Source organism: Micromonospora sp. NPDC050495 (assembly GCF_040655175.1).
In the GTDB taxonomy this organism is placed as follows: Bacteria; Actinomycetota; Actinomycetes; order Mycobacteriales; family Micromonosporaceae; genus Micromonospora.
In genome coordinates, this window is sequence record NZ_JBFAJK010000047.1 from 16,860 (window position 1) to 40,948 (window position 24,089).

A 24,089-nucleotide genomic window follows, 5' to 3' on the forward strand; every position below is an offset into this window, starting at 1 on the left:
CGTACGGCCGGGCCGGAGCACACCTCCGGCCCGGCGGCCACGGGCACGGGCACAGGCACCGACAGCGGCAGGCTGATGCAGATCGGCGAGGCCGCCGAGCGGGTCGGGCTGAGCATCCGCACCATCCGCCACTACGAGGACGCCGGCCTGATCGTGCCCTCCGCCCGAAGCGAGGGCGGATTCCGGCTCTACACCGAGCCCGACCTCGACCGGCTCGCCGTGGTCAAACGGATGAAACCCCTCGGCTTCACCCTCGACGAGATGCGCGACCTGCTCACCGTCATCGACGCACTGCCCACCGCCGGTGATGAGCAGCGGCCCGCGCTGCTCGACCGGCTCGGCATGTTCCACGCCGCCGCCACCGCCCGCGTCGCCGCGCTGCGCGACCAACTCGCCATGGCCGAAGGCTTCGCCGACACCCTGCGCACCAAACTCGACCAGCACAGCGGATCGGCCGCCTAGCCTGCTGCTGCCTCGCGTTGTCTTCTCAGCAGGAGGCGGTTTCGCTCTCCTGGGCGGTCACCGACCGTCCGCGCCGGCCACCGGGGCTCGTGACCGCCATCGCCGGTATCAGCGCCACGGCGACTGCCACGTGCATCAGACCGAGCACCACGCGGGTCGACGGTGCGGCGGCCGACCCGGTCAACGGCAGGAATGACACCAGAAACACCGACAGTGCCGCCACCAGCCACATCGCGCGGGCGACATGGGTGAACCGCTCCAACAACGCGAGCGAGCCCCAGCCGGCCACGGCCACCATCACGGCGACTACGACGACCGCGCCGAGCCCGACCCTTAGCGGCGGCCGCCCGGACGGGTCCGCGACGCGAAGATCGCAACCCGCCAGGGGCACGGCGACCAGCCAGATCAGTGCCGGCAATACCACCGACGCCGTGACGGCCAGCGACCGTACCCATCGACACCGGCTCACCCGGCCCCGCCGGGCGACGCGAGAGCGCCGTGCAGGAACAGGTCCACCAACTCACGGGTTCCGATGCCGGTCATGGCGCTGCTGGGGTACCGGCCGTGGCCAGCGACCAGGGCGAGGAACACGTCGGCCAACTGTTGCGCCGGCAGCCGCAACGTTGCCCGCTCCGACGTGAACAGGTCGGTGACGGCGTCCCGTGTCGCCGCCTGCGCGGCGTCGCGGTTCTCCGACCGTCTGCGGGGCTCCTCAGCGCGGGCGGGCCTGGCACGGCGGTGACCTGACGCGTGCAGGGCGCCCATGACCGTGCCCATGCGGCCAAGGTGTGCCTGCAGTGCGTCGGCGGCCTCGACCAGTCGATCGGCCAGCGGCTGATCCACCGAGATTGACTGGAGTTCGCCCAGCACCGTGATGGGATCGAGCGCCGCGGCGACGACGGCGTCCAGCAGTTCGTCCTTGTCGGCGAAGACCCGGAAGATCGTGGCCTCGCCGATGCCGGCGGCGCGCGCCACCTGCGCCGTGGTAACACCCGCTCCGTACTCCGCGACCAGCGGCAACGCCGCTCGGACGACGGCTTCTCGTCGTTGTTCGGGACTCATTCCCGGCGCTCGTCGCCGGGCAGGCTGGAGAGACATGCCCCAACTTTGCGGAGTGAGCACTCACTCCTTCAACGCCTTTATCCGCTGTCGCATTCGGATGACCCTCGGCTGCGGCCGTCGGCACGTCCTCCGTCGTGTTGTCGTCATGCGCCACGTGCGACGGATTCTTCTTCCGTGGGCGGGCGGGACATCACTGTGGTTGGAGGGCGGCGACAACGCCATGGCGGACGCCACCTTCCTCACCTGGGCCCGCAGCATCATCCACGGCCGCGACACCGTCCTCGGGGCCTGGTTCAGTCAGATGGCAGCATCAGGCCTACTGGCGAACTTCTTCCCTGCCCGGGCACGATGGGCGAGTGAAGGTAGAACTGCTGGTGGTCGAGGACTGCCCGAACCACGAACCGGCCGCCGCCGTGGTGCGCCGCGCGCTCGACGAGGTGAGCCTGTCGGCGGTGCCCGTCACCGTCCGGGTGGTAACCAGCCAGGCTGAGGCCGAGCAGCTTGGCTTCCTCGGCTCACCCAGCGTCCTCATCAACGGTCGGGACCCATTCGCCGAACCCCACCACCGGCCGGCGATGGCGTGCCGGCTCTACCGTGACGACACGACGGGTGCTTCGGGCGTACCACCGATCCGGCGTCTGCGCCAAGCGCTCAAGCAGGCCGCCGACACCACCGCACAGTGACCTCCCCGCGCTGAGCAGCAGGGCTGCCGCGCTCCACGACAGGCGCGGTCGTGACAGCAGTTGCATGCGACGAGCGCGCGGTGCAGGTAGGCCAACAGGCTGGTCAGGTCGGTATCGCCGGCCCGGCCGGGCCTTGCAGGCCTCCACATGGGGCGTTCCGATAACCCGGGGGCGCGGCCAGCAGTTCGCGGCGCCAAGCCGCCACGTATGAGACATGGGTCTGCGTTGAGGTGGCTGGTGGGTTGGGCTGGACAGGTCATCGTGGCGAGGGCAGTAGCGAGGCGCTGAGGTGTACGACGTCTCGGCGCTACTGGAGCCGGTCTGGGCGCAGACGACGATGTGCCGGTCCACAGCGATCGCGCCGCGTACGCCGAGGTCGACGCGGGCGATCCGGGCGAGGCTGGTGTCCGGGCGGACGCCGACGACGAGCACCAGGTCGACAGTGGTGGTGAAGCGAGGGCCGTCCGGGTCGGCAGTTGGCCGGCCGGTGACGTGGAGCTGGTCCTCGGCGGTGCGGTCGATGGTGCTGGCGGCGACGCCGGTGTGAACCTCGACGTTGTGGCGGTTCAGCTCGTCGGCGACCAAGCGCGCCAGGTCCTCGTCGACCGTCGGCAGGACCTGCTGCTGTTGCTCGACGACGGTGACCCGCAGGCCGCGTGCCCGGAATGCTTCGGCCATCTCCAGGCCGACGTAGCCGGCTCCGACGATCAGCGCGCTGCGCGGTGACCGGTTCAGGATGGTGGTCAGGGCGCGGGTGTCGCCGAAGGTGTGCAGAACGTGGACCCCGTCGGCGGGGCCGAGCCGGTCGAGGCCGGCGATGGGTGGGCGGACCGGCTCGGCGCCGGTACCGATGATGAGGCGGTCGTAGTCGAGGCGCTGTTGGCCGCCGTCGGCGGTGGTGACGGTGACCTGCCGGGCGGTGGAGTCGATTCCGGTGGCGCGGGTTTGAGCATCAGCCGCAGGCCCGCGTCCTCGAGGTCGGCGGCCTGGCAGCGTCCGCGGGCAGATATCTACCCGCGAGCTCAGCAAGATCATCCCTTCGTGCCATGCCGGGATCATGCCAGTCCCGCCGGACAACGCCGCCGACCGGCATCGGAACGCAACGGGCGGACGCGGGTAGAAGCGGGGCAGGCCGGCTTGCGATGCCCGAGCCGTTCAGGTGACACGGCAGCGCTGCTTCGTCAGCAGCGGACGAGATCGTAAGCCCGAGCGAACTCGTCCGCCCAGACCGCATCGTGATCCCGCTCGAACGCCCGATACAGCCGGTCTCGGACCATCTCGCGTCGCAGCCAGTCGCCAAGGTCGCTCAGCCTGCGAAATGCGAAGTTGCACCCGTTCACCGCGTAGGCCAGGTGACGGTCCGCCGACGAGCCGAGCGTGGCATCCCAGATATCCAGGAAACAGTCGACTCTCCCCCGGTGCCGCTGGCGCATCGAGGAAGGTCACTGCGTCGAGGAACGACCCGAGCTGCGACGGGTAGTCCGCCAGCAACGACCGCCACACCGCCTCCAAGTACCGGTCGATGGCGTCCTGCTCGGCGCCCGGCCAGGTGCGCCACTCCTCGCGCCAGAGCGTGCCCAGAACGATGCTCGGGTCGAGTTCATCGGACGTCACCAACCGCTCGAACAGCACCGGCAACAGGCTTTTCACATCCTCGCGGCTGCCGACGGTGTTGCCGAGGCTGATGGTCAGCGAGAAGAGGTCGCGTTCGTCGACCAGCACCGAACCCCGGCAATGCGGGCAGCCTTCAAGTAGCGCTCGGCGCGGATAGCTGGCGAACGCCTCCTGAACACCCGCGATCGCCGCCGCAAGTTGGCCTTCCATTGCTCGACTTTCTCATCGCGCCCTCGGGCTCAACATGCTCTCCGTGCTGCCGGCGAGCCGTCTCGCCTCCGTGATCGACACGAACCATCAGCAACGAGGGGCCGAGTTCGGCCGGGTACGGGCCGCCGGACGGTCACAGCGCGCATCCTGCCATCGGCTCACCGCATGCCACGAACCGTCTGCTCGGCCCGCGACGTCGACCTCGAACACAGCTTCTGGCTGGTGTCCTCGCCGAGCACCGTCGCCGCTCGGGCCGCCAACGCGACCAGTTCGGTGTGCTGCGTCGCGGTGACCAACAGCTGCGGCCGTGGGCTGCGGCGCCAGGTGATTTCTGTGGCATCTCGGGCCAGGCGGGTGACATCGGCTTTGCCACGTGCGGCCACGCGGGATCCGGGTCGAGGGCCAGCAGAAGGGCGGCGCGCAACTCGATGTCGGAGGGCCCTTGCGGCACTGACTGCGGTATGTGCCTTGGCGTCCGTCGCAGGCCCTCAGTTGGTCTTCGACGAGACGGCCGCAGAGGCATTTGTGGTCTGGCCTGGCGAAGCCGTTGAGGAGCTGGTGGACGACTGGCCCTGGTGACTACGTTTCCTGCAAAAGCAGGATCCCCGCCAGACCACCAGCGCGAACCCGTCCTGAGATCCCGCGGCGAGGAGATGTCGAAGGCCCTACCGCTGGCCGAGAAGCCCAAGATCGGTGCGGTACCAGGATGTTCCGACGATGACGTGGAGTTCCGGGCCGCGGCAGAAGGTACGAGCCCCGCGTACCTCCATGCCGTCGGGCCGGACGAGCCGGGTCGGCTCACCGGCGGGTGTCACCCCCACGGCATCGGCAGCACGCCTCATCGTGGCCCACAGCCGCTCGGTGGTCTTGTCGCTGATCTGGTTGGATGCCGAACCATGGTCATGCGCATAGACGGCGACCGGCACGTCGGAGACACCGCCGCCGACCTCGACGAGTTCCTCCGCGAGGTCGGTGCCGACGGCTACGAGGTGCACGAGGTCCGCCGCTGTGTCTGCCGTGGCTGCGGAGCCGATGTGTTCGGTGTCTGCGGCGATCCTGACGAGGGGACCATGCGTCGGATCTGCCGTAGCTGCGGTCGAGCCGCAGGCGATGTCCATTTGATCACCCTATAGGGGTTACGCCGTAGAACCGTCCTTCAGCAGCCATTCTGCGATGGCGGAATAGTCCGCGTCGGTGAGGCCACGGCGTGGGTCAACGCGGTGCAGGAGCGCGGGAGCACTGTGGTGTGCCGCCACCCAGGTCAGGTCGACGTCCGTAATCTCGTCGTCGACCCATACGAAAGAGCGTCCCGCGGCCCACTCGACGAGGTGGCGTGTCTTCCGGTGCAGCCGACCGCCGTCGTCATCGTCGTCTGGCCAGTCGACGACGGGCAGCTGAGGTAGGCCGAGCCGTGGGGCGAGCACCTCGTTCGCTTCGGCGATCCAGGTCGTGGCCCAGACCAGATCGCACGGCAACGCAGCCAGGCGACGGCCGTGTTCGAGGTCGAGCCCGGCCAGCAACGGGTTGGTCTCGTCGTCCACCTGCCTCGCGGCGCCGGAGAACGGCAGGAGCGTTCCGTCCACGTCGAGGAACAGCAGCGGACGCGTACCGATCCCGTGTTCGGTCATCATGAGCGCATTCGCCAACGCCGGAGCACGCCGCCGTCAACACTGGCAAGCTCCCCGGCGCCGACGTGATGGTGAGTCGGGACGAAGTCTGGGATGGTGCCCGTGCGGTGGCCGGTTACTGGGTCCCACACCTCCAGCCCTGCGGAGGCGGCGGCGTAGAGGCAGGCTGCGTCCGCGAATAGGTCTCCGGTCGGGCCGGCGAACGAGGTCAGTTCGGTTCCGGTGGCGGCGTTGAAGATGCGTGCCCCGGCGAGCATGGCTTCATCGTCTCCGCCGATCCCGCTGACGACTACTCGTTCGTCGTCGAGCCAGCACAGGGGCTGGTTCCAGTGGTAGGCGCGTTGGCACAGCCGGTGTCGGCTGGGGCCGTCTTCGGACTCCCATACGTTGCCGTCCAGCCAGGCGCATAGGTCCCAGACTGTCGGTACTCCCACCGGGCTCCATACCCATCCGTCGTCGGCGATCCTGCGACCACCCGGTGATACGTAGAGCCTGCCGTGGAAGTAGTCAAGGTAGTGCACGGGTCGAGGCTCATCTTTGCCGTACGCCGTCGGCTGCCTCGCCGTGACCAGCTGGCCGGTAGCTGCGTCGAACAGGTCGAGCCGGTTCCATGCCGTCCGGTGGATCACCATCGTCTGCCCGCCGTGCTCGACGAACGCCACCGAGAACGGCACGGTGTCGGCGTGGTAGTTGCCGCCGTCGAGGGCAAGGGTCACGTTCCCGGTGACCAGGTCGAGCACCTGGCCGTAACGACCGAAGTCGTTGACCACGGCGGCGTACCGCCCGCCCGCGCTGGCGTGCAGTCGCGGCCGCAACGAGTGACCCATCCACGGCTCGTGGTCGGGTTCATCCGGCACGGTGCTGCGCGCCAGGATCTCCCACGTTCGAAGGTCTGCGTGGAATCGGCCGATCTGCCCGTCCTCGGCAAGCAGTACCCATACGGAGTCATGGTCTGCGGCGATCGGGGCGATGTCGATGATCGGCACCGGCAGCGAGACCTCGACGGTCGTGCCGTCGAGCGGTTCGGGCCGCTCGACGATCCCTGGTGTACCCCGCCATCCGGCGATGCTCCAGTCCGCGTCCTTAACTCGGGCGACGCATCCCTCGCAGGCAACCACCAGCTCAATCCGCTCGCCCGCCTGGGCAGCTTGATCACACGCCCGGCAACACAGGTCGCTGTCGAGCCCATGCCCGGTGAGCAGGCGGACGTGCTCCTCGTCTTCGGTGCCGATCAGATGGGAGCACATTCGGCCCGACCCGGCATACGCGGCATGCCCGCAGGGAAGGAGATCCACGGCCGAATCCTGCCACCAGCCACCCCGAAGCTGCAGCCCTGGCATCGCTGACGGGTAGCTCGCCGCCAGCCTAGGCGACGCGGACACCTCCCGTAGCAGGGCGGCGACGTCCTCGAGCAACGGCCGCACCTGCGCGGCGTCGATGAGCGCTCGATCGAGCAGGGCACGACTCACCGGGCCAGGTAGCCCTACGCGCGCGCAGTTCCCACCTTGAACAAGATGTGCTCGCAGGTCATCGGCAACCCGCCGAGGTCTGGTTCGGAAAGGGGCAGGGCGTTCCATCGAGATCGAGGAACGGCAGAGGACGCTCGAAATTGCCTCAATGCGACCGGCGGCTACCTCGAGCTGCGGCCAGCAGCCCACCTCTCCGCATTCGCAAGCAAGCACCGCCGTCTTCGGTCCCAAGCCGGGGTTCTCCTTGCCCAGGAAGTGTTCGTCGAGTGGGCCGTACCGGTAGAAGGCAGGGATGAGGCCGCCGTACGCGTCGCCTACGGGGCGCATGCCAGCGTCCAGCTCGAAGTGGTCGATCAGGTCGAGTAGCGACCGGCCGTCGATGGTGGGCACGATGTCATGGACGCGCCGGTCAGCGAGCCAGCGGACATTGAACGCGATGACGCGCAGGCCCGTGGTCACGACTGTTGCGTGTTCGGGCGGTGCTCGATGACCGCGGCGGGCTCGAGGCGGATGTCGTGCCAGCTGACCCAGCAGTCGGACTGCTCTGTGGCGATCTCGGCCCCGCAGCCCGCGCAAACCAGATTGGGGCCGTCACATCCGTCGAGACGACAGCAGCCGTTCAACCGCCGCCGGTCTGGATGCAGGCGCAGCCCGCGTACGTCGTCGGGGTGGACGAGGATCGTCAAGGCAGGTCCGGCCGACACCAGTACCTTCGGATTATCGGACGTCGGCTCGAAAGGCGGTCCGAATCGGTCGGGGTCACGGGCAAAGGCACCGGGCGCTATCCGCGACGGTGCCGCAGTGCGGTCGTCGTGGACGGCTGGCTCGTCAGGGAACGGAATCTCGCTCACGTCGGTAGTCACCGCCGCCCCGCAGCTGCCGCAGACGAATACCGTCATGGCGTCAAGGATTCCGGGAAGGGATCGGACGGCCGACCCTCGTGGAGTTGAATTCGGTGTACAGCCATGCGGCTCAGACCAGGTCCCGCCAGAATTCGACGGTCGCCTGCGGCTCCCACGGTTCCTCGCCGGGATCCCGGCGGCCAAATTCACGATCGATGTAATCGGCCAAGTTCAGGCCGTAGCAGATGATGTCGGTCTGCCACATCGACAGCACAGGGTGACCGGACAGGCCGCGTCCGGCGGGGAGGTAGCGGTGCCCGTAGACGGGCAGCATCGGAGGCACCTGCGCAAGCATTCGCGTCGCGGTCGCCAGCGCAGAGGCGATATCCTGCGGGCGAAGGCCCCAGCTTTCGCACCAGAAGCCGTTGCGCTCGACATCGAACAGCACACCCTCAATGGGCCAGTTCAGCGTCGCGCTCAGCCGGTCGCGGTCGGCGCGACGCCAGTCCGGCCACGGCTCGGAATGCGCATAGAAGACTCCGGGCTCCTGCGGCTCGGGCCGGGTATTCACCGGGAGTCCGGCGGCCAGGAAGGCTCTGTGGTCGTCCGCGAACCGGAACCCGAACTCCTGCTCGATCTGGTGGAACTCCGCATCGGTCAGGCCCGGGTCGATCGCACACATGGATCTGAGCCGCAGGCGACGCATGGCCTCCCTGCCGATCCGCTCGCCGTTGTCTTCGATCTGGTCAACCGTTGCCGTCACGAGGCGGGACTCTACCTCGCTCGTTGTCATGGCTCGATCCGGTTTCGCGTACGGCGGCTGGCGATCGAGCGCATCGACGGCGAAATCGTGAAGCTGAGCGTCCATCTATCCCGATAATCGGCCTCGTGAGTTTCGGAACCTATGCCCGTCGTGTCCGCGACACCGCCCGTCCTTACGGTGAGCGGTACAGCGCGCTCAGGTGCGCGGTCAGCTTGTACTGCCCGGTTGGGTTCACCGCGACGTGGTCGTGGCTGAGCACCGCAGGCGATCTCAGGCGCGACGACGTGGCGTTGGTGGCAGCGCTGGGCCGGCTGGAGCGCAGCCGTGAGGTGTGGCTCGCCGAGATGAGCGCTTTCGCCAGACGCCGCCGTGCGGCAAAGAACGAGCACCGGCGAACGCCCACCGGGGAGGAGCGGCGATACCTGTACCGGTGGCGGTGGCCGGGACCGGACGGACGTGCGGTAATCCTTCACGCCGTCGACAGTGCCTGGACCGACCACCGCACTGCCCCCTTCCCGCCCATACCACCAGCGCAAAAGGGCGACCTCGCCTTGCTGGATGCCACGGTGGCTGGCCACATCTCGACGTACCTGCGGAACAGTGGCCATCTCCATCCGCAGTCGGCCCACGCGCTTCTACGCTGCGTGACCGGATTGAACGAGGCTCTCCGCCTCCTCGGCTACCCCAGCGGTTACCACCGTGCCTTCCAATACTTCCGTCGACTGCTGAAGATGTCGGAAATGGTTGTCAACGACGTGCTGCCGCTCGACGTCGGCGCACCTCGGCCGATCAGCACAATTCGCGATGACGGCTGAGCGGGTGCGTGCACGCTGGCCTGTCTTGGTCGCCAGATCGAGAGTGCACTTCATGCGGCCGGCGAGCCGGTACTCGCCGCGACTCTAGACGATCTGAGCGTCGTCTACATGTGCTCCTGCCAGGACGACTTCTGCCAGAGCTTCGTACTGCGCCACTGCCGCCGCCTGCAACCATGCCGAGGCGGTGTCATACGGTGCCGGGCGACCACACAACCACTCCCAGGCAGTACGTGACGCCGGAAGGCCCACTCCGCCTTGCCGAACGGCGGATTGAGCAGCACTACGTCGTATCCGCCCGGCCCGGTATCCACCTCGTTGGCCTCGGCTGGTGGCCCAGCGCCGAGATCGCATGGTAGGCCGTGGGTCGCAGCATTGAGGGTGGCCAACTGCCAGGTCCGGTCGGTCGTCGCCCGGCCACCAGTCAGTCGGCAACCCGCGCAGCGTCCTGGTCGCCGCCATCAGCCGCGGCCGAAGCCGCCGCGTCACCTGGACGGCCTTGGCCTGGATACTGGCGCGCGATGCTCGTTGAATTTGACTGGTCTCGGTGGCGGGCCCGGCATCAGCAGACCGGACTGTGGCCGCTGCTCGCACTCGACGCCGATGGCGATGACGACCCGTTCGGCGTCGACGCCGAGTACGACTGCATTACCACCGTTGAGCAGCACGACAGCGGCGCGGTCCTCGCCGAATGCTGGCGGGCGATCACCGAAGACGACCTCGACGAAGAAGCCCCCACCGACCTCGGCTACCTCGATCCGGTCGGCGCACGGTGGCCCGGCCTCACGTCCGCTCTAGACCGGCAAGGGCCGGTGGAGCACTTCGCCGACCAGTACGCCGACATGCTCTCCACCAGCCAGGCCCGCCTCGCGCTGGTCCCCGCGACCGACGGCGCACACGCACTGACCGCGATCGGCTGGACCGGCCCGCTCAACCACGACAACGACACCGCCCGCATTGCCGCCGTTGTCCGCGACTGGCAGCACCGCTTCGGAGCTACGGTCGTCGGCCTGGGCTTCGACACCCTGCACCTGAGCATCGCCGCGCCACCAGTCGCCCTCGATCTGGCGCTGCAGGTGGCCGCCGAACATTTCGCGTTCTGCCCGGACAACATCTGGCAGAGCAACACCGATACCTTCCCCAAGTACGCCGAAGCGATCATGGGCTTGAACTGCTGGAGTTTCTGGTGGGACTGATGTCGGCGGCGGCTGCCCACGACGTGCCGGCATCCGTCCAGCGGGCCGTCGGATAACGAACGTGAGCATGGCAACTGCCGCCGCCTTAGGAAAGGCAATGCCGCGCAGAATCCGCTGATCAAACCACGTGACACCAGTTACATCCGCGAGCAGGAACCTACCAGCGGGTGATAAGGCTGGTGATGCGGCTTCTACAGGCTGCCAGCTACGCCCATCGTGGCGAACACCTCGACCGTGTCACGTAGCCGGTCGAGAAAGCCGGTCAGATTCTCTGCTACCACGTCGAATCGTGGGTCATCGCTGCGGTAGACACCGGCGACGATCTCGCCGGCAGGAAGCCGGTACACCGGCGAGCCGGTCAGCGCGTCCACCGCGAACAGGGTGCCGCCGCCATCGCTGGCGAACACGACCACATCAGCGGTGAAGCGCCCCCGGGCAGCCGTCACCTCCCGGCGTGCGACCAGGCCGGGTTCGTGAAGGAAGTAGCCGTTGCCAATGTCCGGCAAGCTCACCTCCCGCACATGCCCGTACCACTCGAGCAGATCACCGGGCAGGCGCGTGCCCGCGAGGGAGGCGAGTTCCTCCTCCCCCGCCGGGCCGCCGATCGTGTGCCGGCCGGGCGGGTAACCAAACCGAACGTCGAATCCCGGCAGCAGCAGGTCCAGACACGCGGCGACGTCCTCGCGCCAGCGCCGGATGTACGCCTCGTCCACCGTTACCAGCTCCGTTCAGCACCGGCCCGACGCACCGACGGCTGCTGCCCTGTCCCTGCCGCCGCCGATCATCCGATATCCCAGGAGGCCACGTGCACGCCGCAGTGCAGGCACCGGAACAGGTACGCCGTCCACGCACGATTGTCGCTGAAGTCAGGTCCAGGCACGATCGAGGGCGAGCGCCAACCGCCTGGTCCATTGCTCGGCGGTGCCCGAAATTCCGGGGCACTCGTCGGTGAAGTTGGTCCAGTCGACCTGCCAGGACAGCACGGTCTCGGCCGTGAAGTTATCGGCTTCGGCGCCGAGTTCCGGTCGCATGAGCTGGCGGACGAGGGCTTGATCAACGGTGGTGTGTTCGGCGAGTAGGACCGCGTCGTAGAGGTCCTTGCCTTGCGGGTACATGTCGGTGGCCAGCCACAGCAGCTTCCACGCCAGCGCCAGCGAGGCGGGCGCGGCCAGTACCGGCTCGTCGACGTCGGGCAGGATCAGCACCTCTGGTGGGAGGGGTAGCTTTTCACCGAAGACAACATCGATCTGTACGTGGCCGTCTGGCGCCTCCGGTGTGCTGAACGGGATGACGAGGCGGCGTCCGTCAGCGCGTTCATACGTCCAGATGGCGGACTCGGTGATCCGGTCTGGTTGCAGGCCGGCGCCGGGCGCGGATCGGACGGCGGCTTTGATGTCATCGAGCAGCGTGTGGGCGTCGGCGCTGTCGCTGGTGATGGTGTGCGGGGTAACCACGAAGTCGAGGTCGCCCGGTTCGCGGGCGGTGTCGCCGACCCAGGCCGCCATGGTGACGCTGCCACGAAGGACCAGATGCTGGCTCCAGGTCGTGGCGGCGATGGTCGTCAAGACGTGACTCATGGCGGCGCGTCGGGCGTTGGTCCACAACTGCGCGGTGGCCGCCACGAGGAAGTTGGGCTCGCCGGCGCGGTAGGCGTTCGGGTAGTGCTTGAGGGCGGGGTCGAACGCCGCCCGCTGGCGGACGGTCGGGCTGGCGGGCAGTGGCTGGTAGGTCGGCGGGTATTCCGGCGAGCCGGCCGGTGCGGACCTCATCCTGTTCTCCCGCTCCACTTGCCAGCCGCTCACGCTCGTGGGCGAGTCCAGCCAGCCCTGGTCGTGGCGAAGGTCGCTGTCGAAGACGACGTACTCCTGCTCCACCGTCATGGGCTCGTGGCCCGCAGCCCGGAGGGTCTCGACGAGCTCGTCCAGCCGCTGCCTGGCCGTGGCGAGCCCGACACCGTGGCAGCGCTGGTTGACGAACCGTTCCTGCGCGCCGTCCGCCAGCTCCCGGCGGGCGTTGCGTGACAGCCGCGCCCCGTGCGGGGCGACCAGGTCGGTGAGAGCCATCAGATCCGCCAGCGCCGTGCTGGGCAGCAGCAGTTTCACGTGGTGCTCGAAGTACCGGCCACCCGGCTCGACTGCCGCGTGCTCATCCGACTTCGGTACGCCGGCGCACCACGGCGCCGCCTCGATCTTCGAACGGCACGGGTAGATCCCTGCCTCGCGCAGCTCGCGCCGCCAACGTTGCACCGCGGCGTGCTGGTCGGCCAGGGTGCCTCGCCCGGTCAGGGTGAGCATCGGTTGAGAGACGTACGCGCCACGATCGAGCACGATGTGGACGAACTTCACGCCATGTTGGGTGGCGAACGTCGACAGCTTCTCGGCCTGAGAAGCGTGAGCCGTGATGTGGATCTCGAAGTCCCCCGATACCTCAAGCACCGGCGGAGTCTATGGCACGGCCATCAGGCCGGGACACACGATTCCCGCGCAGCATGACGTGGCTTTTGTCGGACTTCACCAGGTCGTCGATTGACAGATGCTCGATCGGAGTGCCTCCACCGTCCCAGCACAGGCACGCCAGCCGCCACAGGGCCGCGTTCGGAGCGCGGGCGTGCCGGGCATCGCGGCGCGGCGGTGAGATCCTGAGCGGCATGACAGACCTCGACGCCAAGGCGAATCTCCATCGGTACCTGCGGGAGGCGCGCGAGGCGCTGCTCGGGAAGCTCGACGGGCTGTCGGAGTACGACGTACGGCGCCCGCTCGTGCCGACCGGGACGAACCTGCTCGGGCTGGTCAAGCACGTGGCCTCGGTGACCGCCGGGTATTTCGGCGAGGTGTTCGACCGCCCCTTTCCCGAACCCGTCGCGGGCCTGGACGAAGACGCCGAGCCGAACACGGACATGTGGGCCGCAGCCGACGAGTCCCGCGACGACATCGTCGGCCTGTGGCACCGAGTCTGGGCACACGCGGACGCCACGATCGAGACGCTCCCGATCGACGCGCCCGGCTCGGTGCGGTGGTGGCACCACACGCCGGTGACGCTGCACCTCATCCTCGTGCACGTGCTCGCCGAGCTGAACCGGCACGCCGGGCACGCCGACATCGTGCGCGAACTGGTCGACGGCCAGGTCGGCTGGCGGCGGCCCGGCGACAACGTGGTCGAGGGCGACGAGGCGTGGTGGGCCGCCTACCGCGAGAGGCTGGAATCCACCGCGCGCGAGTTCGCCTGAGGACGCGGGTCTTCGTGGCCAGGCCCTCTTGGCGCCGGGGTGGGCGGACTTGGGGTCCGGATCAGGATTCCGATCGCGGGCGATCTTTGCGGCCGTGGACGAGTCGAACAGGCCACGCCCGTCGTGCGAATGATCATGAGGATGCCCGAGCCGCTCGCCGCATTTGCTGCGAAGCCGATGCCCAGCAGCCCGCCCACGGGTATGTACGTGTGTGGCGTCGGCGGCGCAAGCCATGGAGCAGGTGCAGGCATGACCGGGGCTCCGAGGTACTGGTCACGTGACTACTGCTGATACTCACGCATACCGGCGTCTCGTCTCGTCGAGTCAGTCTTCGTCTGCTGCCAGCACTACGACCAGCACCCGCCGCCGGTGCCGACGACGAGGCGTCCATGGTGTGTCTGGTGTCATCCCCAACAGGACGGCGATCGCCGCTCCTGATCCACCTCCGCCAGGCACACCGCCAGTTCCTCAGCATGCTGAGGTGCCTGGGGCGGACCGCCGAACGAACTGGCCGAGTCGATGACACCACAATCGGCCAGGAACGCGAACACGCGCGTGAAAGGGTCCTCGCCACCGGCGAACCCGATCAAGGTCCACAGGTGCGCGTTGCCGTAGGTTCCTGGTGGTCCGGCCAGGAGATGCTGAGCCGTCGCGAGCCGCTCAGACGCGTCCAACGCCGGTCACCGCGTCGGCTCGCTGTTGGGCCGGAACTCATGGACGACCTCGATCATCCCGACGATGTGCTGGTTGAATTCGTCGAGATCCTCGGCGGGCACCCACAGCTCGAGGATGTCGCAGCCGCCGGCCTGCCGGACCGGGTAACGGGAGGCGAACACGCGGTCGACCTCGAACCGGGTGACGTAGCCGACGCCGGAGGCGGGCACGTTCCAGTCCCGGGCGATCATGATGGCGTACTGCTCGTTGAGGACCGGATAGAAGATCGGCTGGTCGGGCAGTCGCGGCGGCCACGCCTTCCAGCCGGAAGCGCGCACGAGGTCGAGCTCCTCGGGGCCGGTCGGCCGCCACAAGGTCATCGTCTCGGCCACCGCGGCGCTCCTTCCTGGCCGGCGCAGAGTACCGGCTGGCCCACGACGTGGACCAGCCGTTTCCGTCTTCAGCGTCGTACTGGCCAGTCGAAGCCGAACTGCCAGGCGGCTTCCGCGCTGCCGCCGGCCAGGCACTGCTGGCGGCGCGCCGAAAACTCGCCGGGACGGTCACCGCAAAGCCGCAGACCATGTGACCAGCCGGCCCTGCCCCGCCCGGTTGAGCCAGAGGTGTTGCGAGTGGCCGAGTCCCACGAACCGCAGCATCGTTAGTCATCTATGTCGATACAGATGGCTGTAACGCCGTGTGGGGAGGTCCTGATGCAGTACGCGCCGGAACTCGACGTCCCCGACCTGCTCGGCTGGTGGTTACGGCATCCGAACCAGCGAGGCCGCGATCGGGCGTGGCGCCCGACAACATCACCTCCACCGGGCATCCGTTTCGCCTTCTATGGTCGAATGTCCACTGTCGACTTTCAGGATCGGGCGTCGTCGTGCCGGTGGCAGCGCAACTACGCCGAAGACTTGGTCGCCGGTCATGGTCGGATCGTGGCCGAGTTCTTCGACGAGGGCGTCTCTCGCCGGATCGCTTGGCCGGACCGGCCGCAGGCGGCCCTACTACTCGCCGCCGTAGCGGACCCGGCGCGCGGCTTCGACGGGATCGTCGTGGGCGAGTACGAACGTGCCTTCCACGGCCAGCAGCTCGAACAGCTCACCCCTATCCTGGTCGAGCACGGTGTGCAGCTGTGGTTGCCGGAAACGTACGGGCCGGTGGACTTCGACAACCCGCGACAGGTGGCGCTGCTGGACCTGCTGGGCGTGCACTCCCAGCGGGAAGTGTCCCGGGCCCGGCACCGCACCACCGCCGCCATGCGCGCCCAAGCCGAACTCCAAGGCCGGCACCTCGGCGGCCGGCCACCCTACGGCTACCGGCTTGTCGACGCCGGCCCGCATCCGAACCGCGCCCACGCCGCCTGGGGACGGCGCCTGCACCGCCTGGAACCAGACCCGACCACCGCGCCCTGGGTGAGGTGGATCTTCGAGCAGCGGCTCGCCGGCTACAGCGTGGCCAGTATCGCTCGCAGGCTCAACGACAACGGAGTGCCGTGCCCGTCCGGCGCCGACCCGGCACGTAACCGGCACCGCAGCGGCCAACGCTGGATGCTGACCACCGTCGCGGCGATCCTGGCCAACCCCCGCTACACCGGCCGGCAGGTCTGGAACCGGCAACGCACCGACCACGACCTCACGCCCGACGGGACCGTCGCACGGCACCGCGAGGTCCAGCGCTGGAACGTCGCCCCGCAGTGGGTTATCTCCCGCCAGATCGCCCACCCGCCGCTGGTCACCGAGGAGCAGTTCGTCGCGGCCCAGGCCATCCACACCGCGCCCACCCCCACCGACGGCACTCCCCGCCACTACCTCCTCGCCGGCCTCGTTTGCTGCGGCGTCTGCGGCCGCATCATGGACTCCCACTGGGTCCACGGCCGTCCCGGTTACCGCTGCCGACACGGCTACACGAGCAGCCGCACCAAGGCCTCTCCCCGACCGAAGATCCTCTACCTCCGCGAAGACCGCCTGCTGGACCGCATCCGACACGACCGCGGACTACACCATCACCATCCCGCGCTACGCAGCCCCGACCCGGAAAAACTCACCGCCTGCCTGCGCACCAACAACATGATCATCGTGTGTGACCACCACGCATGGACCATCGAATCCGAGACCGCGGTCTACCCGCTCAACCATGCGGGAATCGGCCTCGCCATCACAGCAAAAATCCCCGCCCAACGGGACGGGGATCACGCAAAACACGAAAAACCATCACGCTTCGTGTGGAAATAACGTGTCCGAGAGCTGAACTCTCCTACGTAGCACCCGTTATACAAACGGGTGCTCATGCGTTAAGCGTAGCACCTTACGATGCGTACACTACAGGCATGAGCCGCAGCGTGGCGCAATTTAAGCAAACAATTCGATCCGCCTCCGCCAACGACAGCGCAATCGTCAAACCGACCAGGAGAAGGGCACATTCGGCAGCCAGAGCCTGCACTGGAGTTCGCCCCCGAGGCACCAGCGACGGCACAGACGCAAAATCTCAAGAGGGCGGTGGAGTTGTCAACTCGTCGGGTACGCGCCCTTGAGAACAGCCAGAAGGTTACGCAGATAAGGTTCTGGGCCGAGCTCGTCGATCAATCTCGCGTTCGCCGCAACCCATTCTTCCTCGGAGATTATCGGATCGTGTGCGATAGCCAGGTCAGGGTCGATATTCACGGCATAGAACGGATTGCCGATCATGGCAGTAACGTCACGGGAGTCCACTCGCCGTCTGCGCCGTCCATCCGCAACTCCCGTCACTCAGTCCAGGGCTTCGGCCACCCTCGATAGTTTCACACCTCCTCAGCCTCCCGGGAAACACAGGTCCAGTCGGGTCGGTCGCTCGTCCCCAGGCTCTCGACCGGACCCGCCGCTTCGTACGGCGGGGGCCCAGGGTCTGCTTCCCCACCGGCCGCACGAAGCGACAGGACTTCATCCGAGGCAGATGATCAAGGCCGAGTGGTCGTCGGCCAGGCGTCCAGGGTTCCGTCCATCGTGGCCAGTGGGTGTGGTTGGCCGGTCATCGCCGACAGTGCGTCAGCGACGGCGTGTAGATCGGCCTTGATGTAGGTGGTGGTGGAGGATCCGGGGCTGTCGGTGTGGCCGGCGTAGGCGCGGGCAACCCCGTAGCCGAAGTGGCGTTCCACCCAGGTGAGGGTAGTGTGCCGCAGCCAGTGGGTGGAGATGCCCTGAGCGGCGACCCATGGCAGGCGCTCGCCGATGCGTTTCCACAGGTGGTCGTAGCGGCGGCTGCTGATCGGCTGGCCGTTGCGGTAGCGCAACAAGCGGTCGGTAGACAACAGGGCGCCGCGGGCGGCGGCGTGCTCGTAGAGGTGTTCGGCGAGGTCAAGAGTGATCGGCTGCCACCGCACGGTGCCTTTCTCAGCCAGGCGCACAAGCCCGCTGGTGCGATCCAGGTCGACAAGCCGCAGGGCGACGGCGCCACCTCGCCGGCAGGCGCTCTCCGTGTGCAGGCGCAGCACGAGGGCGTCGAGGATGACATCGTTGCCGCTGGTCCGCGCCACCGCGTTAATCTCCTCCAGTTCGTACGGCGCCAGAGCGCGGCGGGTGCTCGGGAGGCGGCGGAGTTTGGCGACGCGGTGGGCGGGACTGGCCGACGCGTCGATCAGACCGTCAGCGACAGCCCGGGAGTAGAAGGCACGAGCGGCGGCGATGACATGCTCACCGGCATGCCGGCCGTTGCGGCTGTTACGCCGCGACCGGGCTGTGGCGACCATCTGCTGTTTCATCGCCTCGATGTCGCTCGCTGCGACGCGGTTCAGAGGCCAATCACCCCACGCGGCGGCCATCCGCTCCCAATACGTGCCGTACGTACGCCTCGCACCAGGGCCCGCCGCCGCGATCACGCGCGGCAGATACTCCGCCACCGTCGGCACTGATACCAACACGCCGGCGTTGTACTGGAGGTCGGCCAAGGTGACACCGAGATGCGCGAGGACCTGCCGGGCGGCGGCAACGGCCGCAGAATCAGCAGACATGGTCGCCTCCCGCTACCTCGATGTGCAGGTCGGCGAGCAGCCGAGCGACGGCGCCGATCGGGTGCACAACAGCCAGGTCATGGGCGACGAGCGCGGCGAGCAGGACCGGCTCCCCATGCCCAATCCGGCACATACGTCGGCTGGAAGCCGGCAGGGGCAGCGCACCTCGGCTGCCCACCCTGTACCGACCATCCTTGGCCGAGGCAATAACGAGCACCCCTCGGTGCGGGTGGATGTCGAGGCGGTCGCCCGGCTGCCAACCCAACGCACGCAGAATGGGCTGCGCGGCCACCCGGCCGCAGCGGGATGGGACAGCCATCCCCAACAGAAGCTCCGCGGCATTGACAACCGCCGGTAGTTGAACTCGAGCGGGCAGTACCGGCATCGGTACGGGACGGGGACGTGAACGGGCGGGCAGGGCAGCAGGAACAAGCGGACGGACAAGCTGTTCACCGCTCGGGACAGGAGGTCGTGTCATGGCGGTGACAACAGGGCGACCATGTCTCGGGCCTCGTCGTTCCTGACGGCCGGGAGCCCCCGGTGGCCGATGGCGCGCACCGCTCCGCGTGGCACCTCTGCGCCCAATGATCGGGCGCTCTCTCGAGGAACTACACCTCCCAACGTGACGAGATCCGCACCGGGTCGGAGGATTGGCCCGGTCTGCCTTGCTCGGCGGGCAGTTACCCGGGGGCCGAGGAAGTTCGGTACACCTAACGAAGGGGCGCATGCACTAGCGAAACGAAGGATGCCCTCCGCAGCGGGCCGCCGTCCTCGATCTTCACGCTGCCGGCGTCGATGAGCGGCTTCAGTGCCTTGATGACGTGTTCAGGTCGGTACACCGTCTCAAACAGAGCGAACTGGCGCAGGTCCTCTACGCGGACCGGTTCGCTGTCACGCAGCCTCTGCTGCAGCAACCGGGTCAGTGGCCCGAGAAGCGGTTCGTCCATGGCGAACAGGGTCTCTGCTTGTTCGTCGCGGGGATCGCGGAAGCCGACGCCCTGGACCCGGTCGACCTCCCAGAGGCTGTCTTTCATCTTCTGCACGCCGAGGTGATGCCCGGTGCCGAAGACGAGGTACAGGGGTTGGCCATTCCGGGGGACCAGTTCGAAGTCCAGCAGGTACGGGAAGCCCGCCGCCTGCAGAGCCTGCCGGTAGCAGGTGAGGATGTGCCGGCTCTTCGCCGCTGGCGGCAGGTTGACGACATCGCGCCACCGCGGGTCGCCGCCGAACACATCGTCACCCGCCTCGCCCAAATTGCTAACAAACCGGACGAAGTGCTGCGGGAGCAGCGTGACGATGACCTCGGTGGACACGTTCGCGGCGAGGCGCTTCAGCAGCCTGAAGGGCACAGGTGCATTGCCCCAGGAGTCCAAGTTTGCGAATATCGGCTGGCCCCAAGCGTCCATGCGGTCGAGCGCTGCTTCGAGATCGTCGGCGCAGGTGCCTTTGCCCATCGTGACGGGCATCGCGACCTCGGACCGCGGCCGGTCGGGAAACGCTTCTTGGAGAGTTTTCCGGAGCATGTCGACGCAGCGCTGGTCGTCGTCGATGAAAACGAATCGGGCGATGCCCTTGGTCGCGGGGACCTTGTCGACGAGCGCGCGGATCGCGATGACGGGTGAACCCGGTTCTCCGCCGCTGTAAATGCCGGGCCCGGCGAAGCCCTCGGCGTAGGTGACAGAGGGGTAGGCGTTGGAGCCGGCAAGGAGAATGGGGAACCATCGCTCGAGGTAGCGGCGGTAGATGTCGTGCTTGGCGCCCGTGTGCTCCGCACACGGCCACGGCACCGGGCCGTCGACCGGCATGCAGCCCTCCCGATGGTCACGAGGTGTTACGAAGAAGTGTCTCATTGCGACATCGGGAGGGAAAGCCTCTGCGGCGGCGCCAGCTGGCCGCACGTGCACCCGAGGATGCGCTCGGCCCCGCTGCGGTCTGACCTGCCGGAAGTAGACCGGGAGCAGTCTCAGGGCGCAGTCAAGCTGAGGGGCATGTCGTCCCATGTTCGGCCGTTCAGCTCGCGACCGCCAGCCTTGGGCGTGCGCCCGCCCCACTGCTTGAAGAAGAACGGCACCCCGGCGCGGGTGCACTGATCGCGCAGGTCCACAACCCAGGCCGGATGTAGCGGCCGGGCGTTGGTGCCGCTCTCGCCGCCGACGATAACCCAGCCGATGCCGTCGAGATTCAGGTCCGACAACGGACCAAGCAGTGGTTCGCATGACAGGAACCGCAGCGCTGCGGGCACGTTCCGCAGATCATCGATCCGATCCACCGCGTTGGCATCCTCCACCGAGACGCCCACCCACAGATTCGACGGCCAGGTCAGCGAGGGTGCCAGCCGGCGTAGACGGCGGGCCCGCTTGGTCAACACCTGATAGGTGTGCTGTGGAGTCGCCGCAATGGCCTCGAAGACCTGGCGGACGAACTCCACCGGCACCTGGGCGTGAAACAGGTCGCTCATTGAGTTGACGAACACGAGCCGGGGGCGCCTCCAGGTCAACGGCAAGGTGAGGCTGTCCGGGTGGAGCGTCAACCCGAACCCCGGCCCACTCGTCCGCGGATCCCCGTCTCGCTGGTACCGTGGCTGCCCCATCGCCTTGAGCCGCTTGGCAAGCGTCAACGCGTAGCAGTTGTCGCATCCACGGCTGACGCGGTCACAGCCCGTCGTAGGGTTCCACGTCGCCTCTGTCCATTCGATGGCGCTGCGGTCACCCATGGCTGAACCTCACTTCGCGAGAGTATTCATTCGAACGAGAGTTCGACAGAGCGGACGTCGTCGAATCTGCTCATCGCGGTGGTTTCGCCGCCTAAGCGGCCCGGCGTACGGGTCGCAGCAGGGTGAGAGCGCGGAGGGCGTCGGCTCGCGAGATGGGCTGGTCGTCGTCGGATTGCATGGTCAGGACAATCTCGATGGCTTGACGGATCCAGGCGGTTTTGGTGACGCCGGCTTCCTTAGCAGCTGCAGCGACGGCTTCGTCGAGGTCGATGGGCATACGCAAGGACCGCACCACCATCACTTCAGCGGCCTCGGGCAGGGAAGCGAGCAGCTCGGCCTCCCGTTCAGGAGTGGGCGGCGGCTCGAAGGTGAGGTTGTTCATCAGCGCGGCCGCCTCTTCAGGGGTGGACGGCAGGTGCTGGTTGTCGCTCATCGCGTCTGCTCCCATCGGGTGAACTCGGCCAGCTCGGCGTCGGCCATGTCCCGCGCGCCGATGATTTTCCAGGTAAAGCCGTGGACGTGGTGCACGGCCACGATCAGCGGCCGGCCGTCGTGGGTACGGGCCCAGACGGTCAGCACTTGGAAGCCGGCGGCGTCGGCGGCAGGGCGCGGCCACCGCTGCTTGGCCTCCAAAGCTTGGCGTACCTCATAGGGCTGCACGCCAGCGAGCGCCCGCAGGGCCCATTCTTCCCACTCGTACGGCACTCCACTAGCGTACTACACACGTATTCCCGCAGGTAGTGGTAGGGCAGATGCGGGGCGAGCGGGCAGCGCGGGCCGGTCTGGGCGCTAGCGGCTCAGTGGGCGAAGTTGGCGAAGTCGTCGGGGTCGAAGCCGCAGCCGTCGTCGTGCCGCGGCGGCGGCGTAGAGCGCCATCGTGATCACATCGGTTGGAGCGAACAGGCTGCGCCGGCAGACCAGATCGGCGCCGGTCAGCTCGCACGCCGGGCCGGCCTGCGCGTGGAGGTGCTCGCCCATTGGTCGTGACCTCCACCAAGTCGTAGGGGCAGGGGCTGCCGGTGAGGTGCTGCACGGCGGCGAAGATCGCGTCGGGGATGTGGTAGCCGATCTCGGCCGGATGCTGGGGCAGGCGGCGGCGCGCAGGGCGACGGCCGGCCGAACGTGCCGCCGGTGAACGGGCAGCTCGGGTGGCACGGGCCGCCGGGGCCTGCGGCTCCTCAGCGGATGCACTCGTCGTTGTGGTCGAACTCGGCGGGCGGCGCGTGCCGCGGACGGCCTCGTACTCGCGGCCAGGGCGGCGAGCAGGTCACGGCGGTTTGGCGGCCTGCCGGTGGCCGTGGGGCAATCCGCCACGTACGGCCCCGGGACCCGGAGGCCAGTTCAATCTATGTCTCGTACGGGTCCCAGTGAGCGGCGTAGCGCAGCAGCGAGCGGGCCAGGTCCGGGTGGGCCGCCGCCCACCGGGTGTCGAAGAGGAACCACTGGTCGAACCCGAAGAAGCCGTCGATGTACCGGGCGACCTGCGCGATGTGCGGATCGACCCGGATCAGCGACTCGGCGGGCCACTCCACGGGCAGCAGCTCCAGCATCTCCCGGTGGACTGCGTCGTGCGCGGGCACTCGGTCGAGGCCGGCGGGCGATGGGGCGTATCCGGGTAGCCGAGCGTAGCGCTCCAGCGCCGGGCCGACGTCGTTCTCTCCGGGGGCAACGAGGGCCCGCAGCAGCCGGACGTCGTGCGGCCAGAGGTGGACGTCGGGGTCGTCGACGCCGCGCAGCTGAGTGGCGAGGTCCGGCAGGGTCAGGCCGGGAAAAACGATGGCACCGACCAGATCCAGGTTCCGATAGGTATCGGGCGATGCCCAGCACAGGCGGACCGAGAAGACGGACTCCGGCCCGGGCGGGGCCAGCCGGACGGTACGGACCGGAACACCATGGTCGAAAACCGCGCCTGGCGCGGCCGAGCTGGCGGCAAGGGCCAGGTGTCGTGCAGCAGGAACGCAAGCCGGTCAGCCGACGCGGCGACGGCCTCATCGTCGACGAAGTAGTAGGCCAGGTCCACCTCGTCGTCATCGGTACGCACTCTCAGGGCGTGCTCACCGAGCCGGATGAAGGCGCCCTCGTCGTCACCCTCCACCCACAGGTGCTCGTTCAGCAGCGCGCGCAGTTCGTCAACGGTCTCCGGCCGGGGCCGGTTCCGCTTCCGGACCTCCTCGAAGATCGACTCCAAGCCGTAGACGTTGCCGCCCAACTCGCTGTCAATCCATGCGTCCGGGTCGTCGTGCTCCCAGCCGCGGCGGAACCAGTCGAGCACAGTCGCGTCAGGCAGGGTGACCACCCGCTTGCTGAACGGCGGCTCCTCCCGCCAGCGGCACACGAAAAACATGCGGCTGACTCTAGGCAGGCGGTCCGACAGAGTGCGTGCCGCGGCGACGCGCAACGACCGGCCCGCAGCACGGCGGGCAGCCGCTGTACCCGACCGAGCCGGACCGCGACGAGGCCCGCACTCGCCACCGAGTACGCCGCACGTCCGCCGGCACCTCCACAAGGCCGGTCCATCACGCGGAGCCTCCGCAACTGCCCCTCATTAATCGATAGGCATGAAGGTGAGGCTGCGGCAGATACCGATGCCGTTGGGTGCTGAACGGTCGCGTGCTCGGTGCGACGGAGCCCGGCCGCGACGAGTTCTGCAGCCGGCTTGCCGCAGCCTGAAGCAGGGGAGTTGCCCCCTGGTCCTGGACACTTGAGCCTTGGATCGTGATGGTCCGGGGAGATCAGGAGTCCCTGACAGATGGTGATGAAGCACTACCCC

General features: G+C 68.0%; 28 protein-coding genes. 6 read left to right on the plus strand and 22 right to left on the minus strand.

Features of this window, described 5'->3' with window-relative positions:
* The first annotated feature begins 75 nt into the window (after positions 1 to 75).
* Entirely contained in the window at positions 76 to 462 is a 387-nt protein-coding gene (locus AB0I11_RS28965) for a MerR family transcriptional regulator (protein ID WP_357327640.1), read from the plus strand.
* A 25-nt stretch (positions 463 to 487) separates the two neighbouring features.
* Here the strand turns inward: AB0I11_RS28965 and AB0I11_RS28970 are convergent, their stop codons facing one another.
* The 10 genes from AB0I11_RS28970 to AB0I11_RS29015 all read right to left on the minus strand — a co-directional run bounded on the left by AB0I11_RS28970 (position 488) and on the right by AB0I11_RS29015 (position 8,838).
* Positions 488 to 931, minus strand: coding sequence for a DUF6069 family protein (locus AB0I11_RS28970; RefSeq protein ID WP_357327567.1), 444 nt, complete (start codon positions 929 to 931; stop codon positions 488 to 490).
* Positions 928 to 1,524 (minus strand): TetR/AcrR family transcriptional regulator, encoded by a 597-nt coding sequence (locus tag AB0I11_RS28975; RefSeq protein ID WP_357327569.1) that lies wholly within the window; start codon positions 1,522 to 1,524, stop codon positions 928 to 930. Before AB0I11_RS28975 ends, AB0I11_RS28970 begins: the two co-directional genes overlap by 4 nt.
* 515 nt (positions 1,525 to 2,039) lie before the next feature.
* On the minus strand, positions 2,040 to 3,242 hold the full coding sequence (locus AB0I11_RS28980) for an NAD(P)/FAD-dependent oxidoreductase (protein ID WP_357327572.1): 1,203 nt from the start codon (positions 3,240 to 3,242) through the stop codon (positions 2,040 to 2,042).
* A 120-nt stretch (positions 3,243 to 3,362) separates the two neighbouring features.
* Positions 3,363 to 4,031, minus strand: a complete 669-nt coding sequence (locus AB0I11_RS28985; protein ID WP_357327575.1) for a hypothetical protein — start codon at positions 4,029 to 4,031, stop codon at positions 3,363 to 3,365.
* 158 nt (positions 4,032 to 4,189) lie between these two features.
* A complete protein-coding gene (locus AB0I11_RS28990; protein ID WP_357327578.1) occupies positions 4,190 to 4,414 on the minus strand; it encodes a hypothetical protein in 225 nt (74 codons plus the stop codon).
* A 282-nt stretch (positions 4,415 to 4,696) separates the two neighbouring features.
* Positions 4,697 to 5,149, minus strand: coding sequence for a hypothetical protein (locus tag AB0I11_RS28995; protein WP_357327581.1), 453 nt, complete (start codon positions 5,147 to 5,149; stop codon positions 4,697 to 4,699).
* Positions 5,150 to 5,167: 18 nt separating this feature from the next.
* Positions 5,168 to 5,662: an HAD domain-containing protein gene (locus AB0I11_RS29000; RefSeq protein ID WP_357327584.1), complete on the minus strand. Its 495-nt coding sequence runs from the start codon at positions 5,660 to 5,662 to the stop codon at positions 5,168 to 5,170.
* A complete protein-coding gene (locus AB0I11_RS29005; protein ID WP_357327587.1) occupies positions 5,659 to 7,587 on the minus strand; it encodes a hypothetical protein in 1,929 nt (642 codons plus the stop codon). Before AB0I11_RS29005 ends, AB0I11_RS29000 begins: the two co-directional genes overlap by 4 nt.
* On the minus strand, positions 7,584 to 8,027 hold the full coding sequence (locus AB0I11_RS29010) for a hypothetical protein (protein ID WP_357327590.1): 444 nt from the start codon (positions 8,025 to 8,027) through the stop codon (positions 7,584 to 7,586). The genes AB0I11_RS29005 and AB0I11_RS29010 overlap by 4 nt, the downstream gene beginning before the upstream one ends.
* Positions 8,028 to 8,100: 73 nt before the next feature.
* Entirely contained in the window at positions 8,101 to 8,838 is a 738-nt protein-coding gene (locus AB0I11_RS29015) for a hypothetical protein (RefSeq protein ID WP_357327593.1), read from the minus strand.
* A gap of 20 nt (positions 8,839 to 8,858) precedes the next feature.
* Here AB0I11_RS29015 and AB0I11_RS29020 point away from each other — a divergent pair, with 20 nt between their 5' ends.
* Both AB0I11_RS29020 and AB0I11_RS29025 read left to right on the plus strand, forming a co-directional pair.
* Positions 8,859 to 9,548, plus strand: coding sequence for a hypothetical protein (locus AB0I11_RS29020; RefSeq protein WP_357327596.1), 690 nt, complete (start codon positions 8,859 to 8,861; stop codon positions 9,546 to 9,548).
* Positions 9,549 to 10,066: 518 nt separating this feature from the next.
* Positions 10,067 to 10,741 carry a DUF4253 domain-containing protein gene (locus tag AB0I11_RS29025; RefSeq protein WP_357327599.1) on the plus strand — a complete coding sequence of 225 codons (675 nt, stop codon included), beginning with the start codon at positions 10,067 to 10,069 and terminating at the stop codon, positions 10,739 to 10,741.
* 191 nt (positions 10,742 to 10,932) lie between these two features.
* Here AB0I11_RS29025 and AB0I11_RS29030 read toward each other — a convergent pair whose 3' ends face one another.
* Both AB0I11_RS29030 and AB0I11_RS29035 read right to left on the minus strand, forming a co-directional pair.
* A complete protein-coding gene (locus AB0I11_RS29030) occupies positions 10,933 to 11,454 on the minus strand; it encodes a hypothetical protein (protein ID WP_357327603.1) in 522 nt (173 codons plus the stop codon).
* A 153-nt stretch (positions 11,455 to 11,607) separates the two neighbouring features.
* Positions 11,608 to 13,176, minus strand: a complete 1,569-nt coding sequence (locus tag AB0I11_RS29035; protein ID WP_357327606.1) for a nucleotidyl transferase AbiEii/AbiGii toxin family protein — start codon at positions 13,174 to 13,176, stop codon at positions 11,608 to 11,610.
* Between the two features lie 212 nt (positions 13,177 to 13,388).
* Here AB0I11_RS29035 and AB0I11_RS29040 point away from each other — a divergent pair, with 212 nt between their 5' ends.
* Positions 13,389 to 13,967: a DinB family protein gene (locus AB0I11_RS29040; RefSeq protein WP_357327609.1), complete on the plus strand. Its 579-nt coding sequence runs from the start codon at positions 13,389 to 13,391 to the stop codon at positions 13,965 to 13,967.
* A 404-nt stretch (positions 13,968 to 14,371) separates the two neighbouring features.
* Here the strand turns inward: AB0I11_RS29040 and AB0I11_RS29045 are convergent, their stop codons facing one another.
* Entirely contained in the window at positions 14,372 to 14,641 is a 270-nt protein-coding gene (locus AB0I11_RS29045) for a hypothetical protein (RefSeq protein WP_357327612.1), read from the minus strand.
* A gap of 6 nt (positions 14,642 to 14,647) precedes the next feature.
* Complete coding sequence (locus AB0I11_RS29050; RefSeq protein ID WP_357327614.1) at positions 14,648 to 15,013, minus strand: ADP-ribosylation/crystallin J1; 366 nt, start codon at positions 15,011 to 15,013, stop codon at positions 14,648 to 14,650.
* A 318-nt stretch (positions 15,014 to 15,331) separates the two neighbouring features.
* Between AB0I11_RS29050 and AB0I11_RS29055 the strand changes: the two genes are divergently transcribed.
* Positions 15,332 to 16,855: a recombinase family protein gene (locus tag AB0I11_RS29055; protein ID WP_357327617.1), complete on the plus strand. Its 1,524-nt coding sequence runs from the start codon at positions 15,332 to 15,334 to the stop codon at positions 16,853 to 16,855.
* A gap of 273 nt (positions 16,856 to 17,128) precedes the next feature.
* Here AB0I11_RS29055 and AB0I11_RS29060 read toward each other — a convergent pair whose 3' ends face one another.
* Positions 17,129 to 17,308, minus strand: coding sequence for a hypothetical protein (locus AB0I11_RS29060; protein WP_357327620.1), 180 nt, complete (start codon positions 17,306 to 17,308; stop codon positions 17,129 to 17,131).
* A 248-nt stretch (positions 17,309 to 17,556) separates the two neighbouring features.
* Positions 17,557 to 18,606: a site-specific integrase gene (locus tag AB0I11_RS29065; protein WP_357327623.1), complete on the minus strand. Its 1,050-nt coding sequence runs from the start codon at positions 18,604 to 18,606 to the stop codon at positions 17,557 to 17,559.
* Between AB0I11_RS29065 and AB0I11_RS29070 the strand changes: the two genes are divergently transcribed.
* Positions 18,605 to 18,964 carry a hypothetical protein gene (locus AB0I11_RS29070; protein WP_357327626.1) on the plus strand — a complete coding sequence of 120 codons (360 nt, stop codon included), beginning with the start codon at positions 18,605 to 18,607 and terminating at the stop codon, positions 18,962 to 18,964. The two genes, AB0I11_RS29065 and AB0I11_RS29070, sit on opposite strands and share 2 nt — an antisense overlap.
* 352 nt (positions 18,965 to 19,316) lie before the next feature.
* Here the strand turns inward: AB0I11_RS29070 and AB0I11_RS29075 are convergent, their stop codons facing one another.
* From AB0I11_RS29075 to AB0I11_RS29100, 6 genes are all read right to left on the minus strand, one after another.
* Entirely contained in the window at positions 19,317 to 20,411 is a 1,095-nt protein-coding gene (locus tag AB0I11_RS29075) for a three-Cys-motif partner protein TcmP (RefSeq protein ID WP_089006360.1), read from the minus strand.
* Positions 20,412 to 20,569: 158 nt separating this feature from the next.
* Positions 20,570 to 21,319, minus strand: a complete 750-nt coding sequence (locus tag AB0I11_RS29080; protein ID WP_357327630.1) for a phage Gp37/Gp68 family protein — start codon at positions 21,317 to 21,319, stop codon at positions 20,570 to 20,572.
* A 91-nt stretch (positions 21,320 to 21,410) separates the two neighbouring features.
* Positions 21,411 to 21,752 carry a hypothetical protein gene (locus AB0I11_RS29085; RefSeq protein ID WP_089006358.1) on the minus strand — a complete coding sequence of 114 codons (342 nt, stop codon included), beginning with the start codon at positions 21,750 to 21,752 and terminating at the stop codon, positions 21,411 to 21,413.
* The gene (locus AB0I11_RS29090) at positions 21,749 to 22,024 is read right to left on the minus strand and encodes a hypothetical protein (RefSeq protein ID WP_089006357.1); all 276 of its coding nucleotides are present in this window, start codon (positions 22,022 to 22,024) and stop codon (positions 21,749 to 21,751) included. Before AB0I11_RS29090 ends, AB0I11_RS29085 begins: the two co-directional genes overlap by 4 nt.
* A gap of 641 nt (positions 22,025 to 22,665) precedes the next feature.
* Positions 22,666 to 22,899, minus strand: a complete 234-nt coding sequence (locus tag AB0I11_RS29095) for a hypothetical protein (RefSeq protein WP_357327634.1) — start codon at positions 22,897 to 22,899, stop codon at positions 22,666 to 22,668.
* Positions 22,900 to 23,078: 179 nt separating this feature from the next.
* Positions 23,079 to 23,717: a hypothetical protein gene (locus AB0I11_RS29100; RefSeq protein ID WP_357327637.1), complete on the minus strand. Its 639-nt coding sequence runs from the start codon at positions 23,715 to 23,717 to the stop codon at positions 23,079 to 23,081.
* Between the last annotated feature and the right edge of the window lie 372 nt (positions 23,718 to 24,089).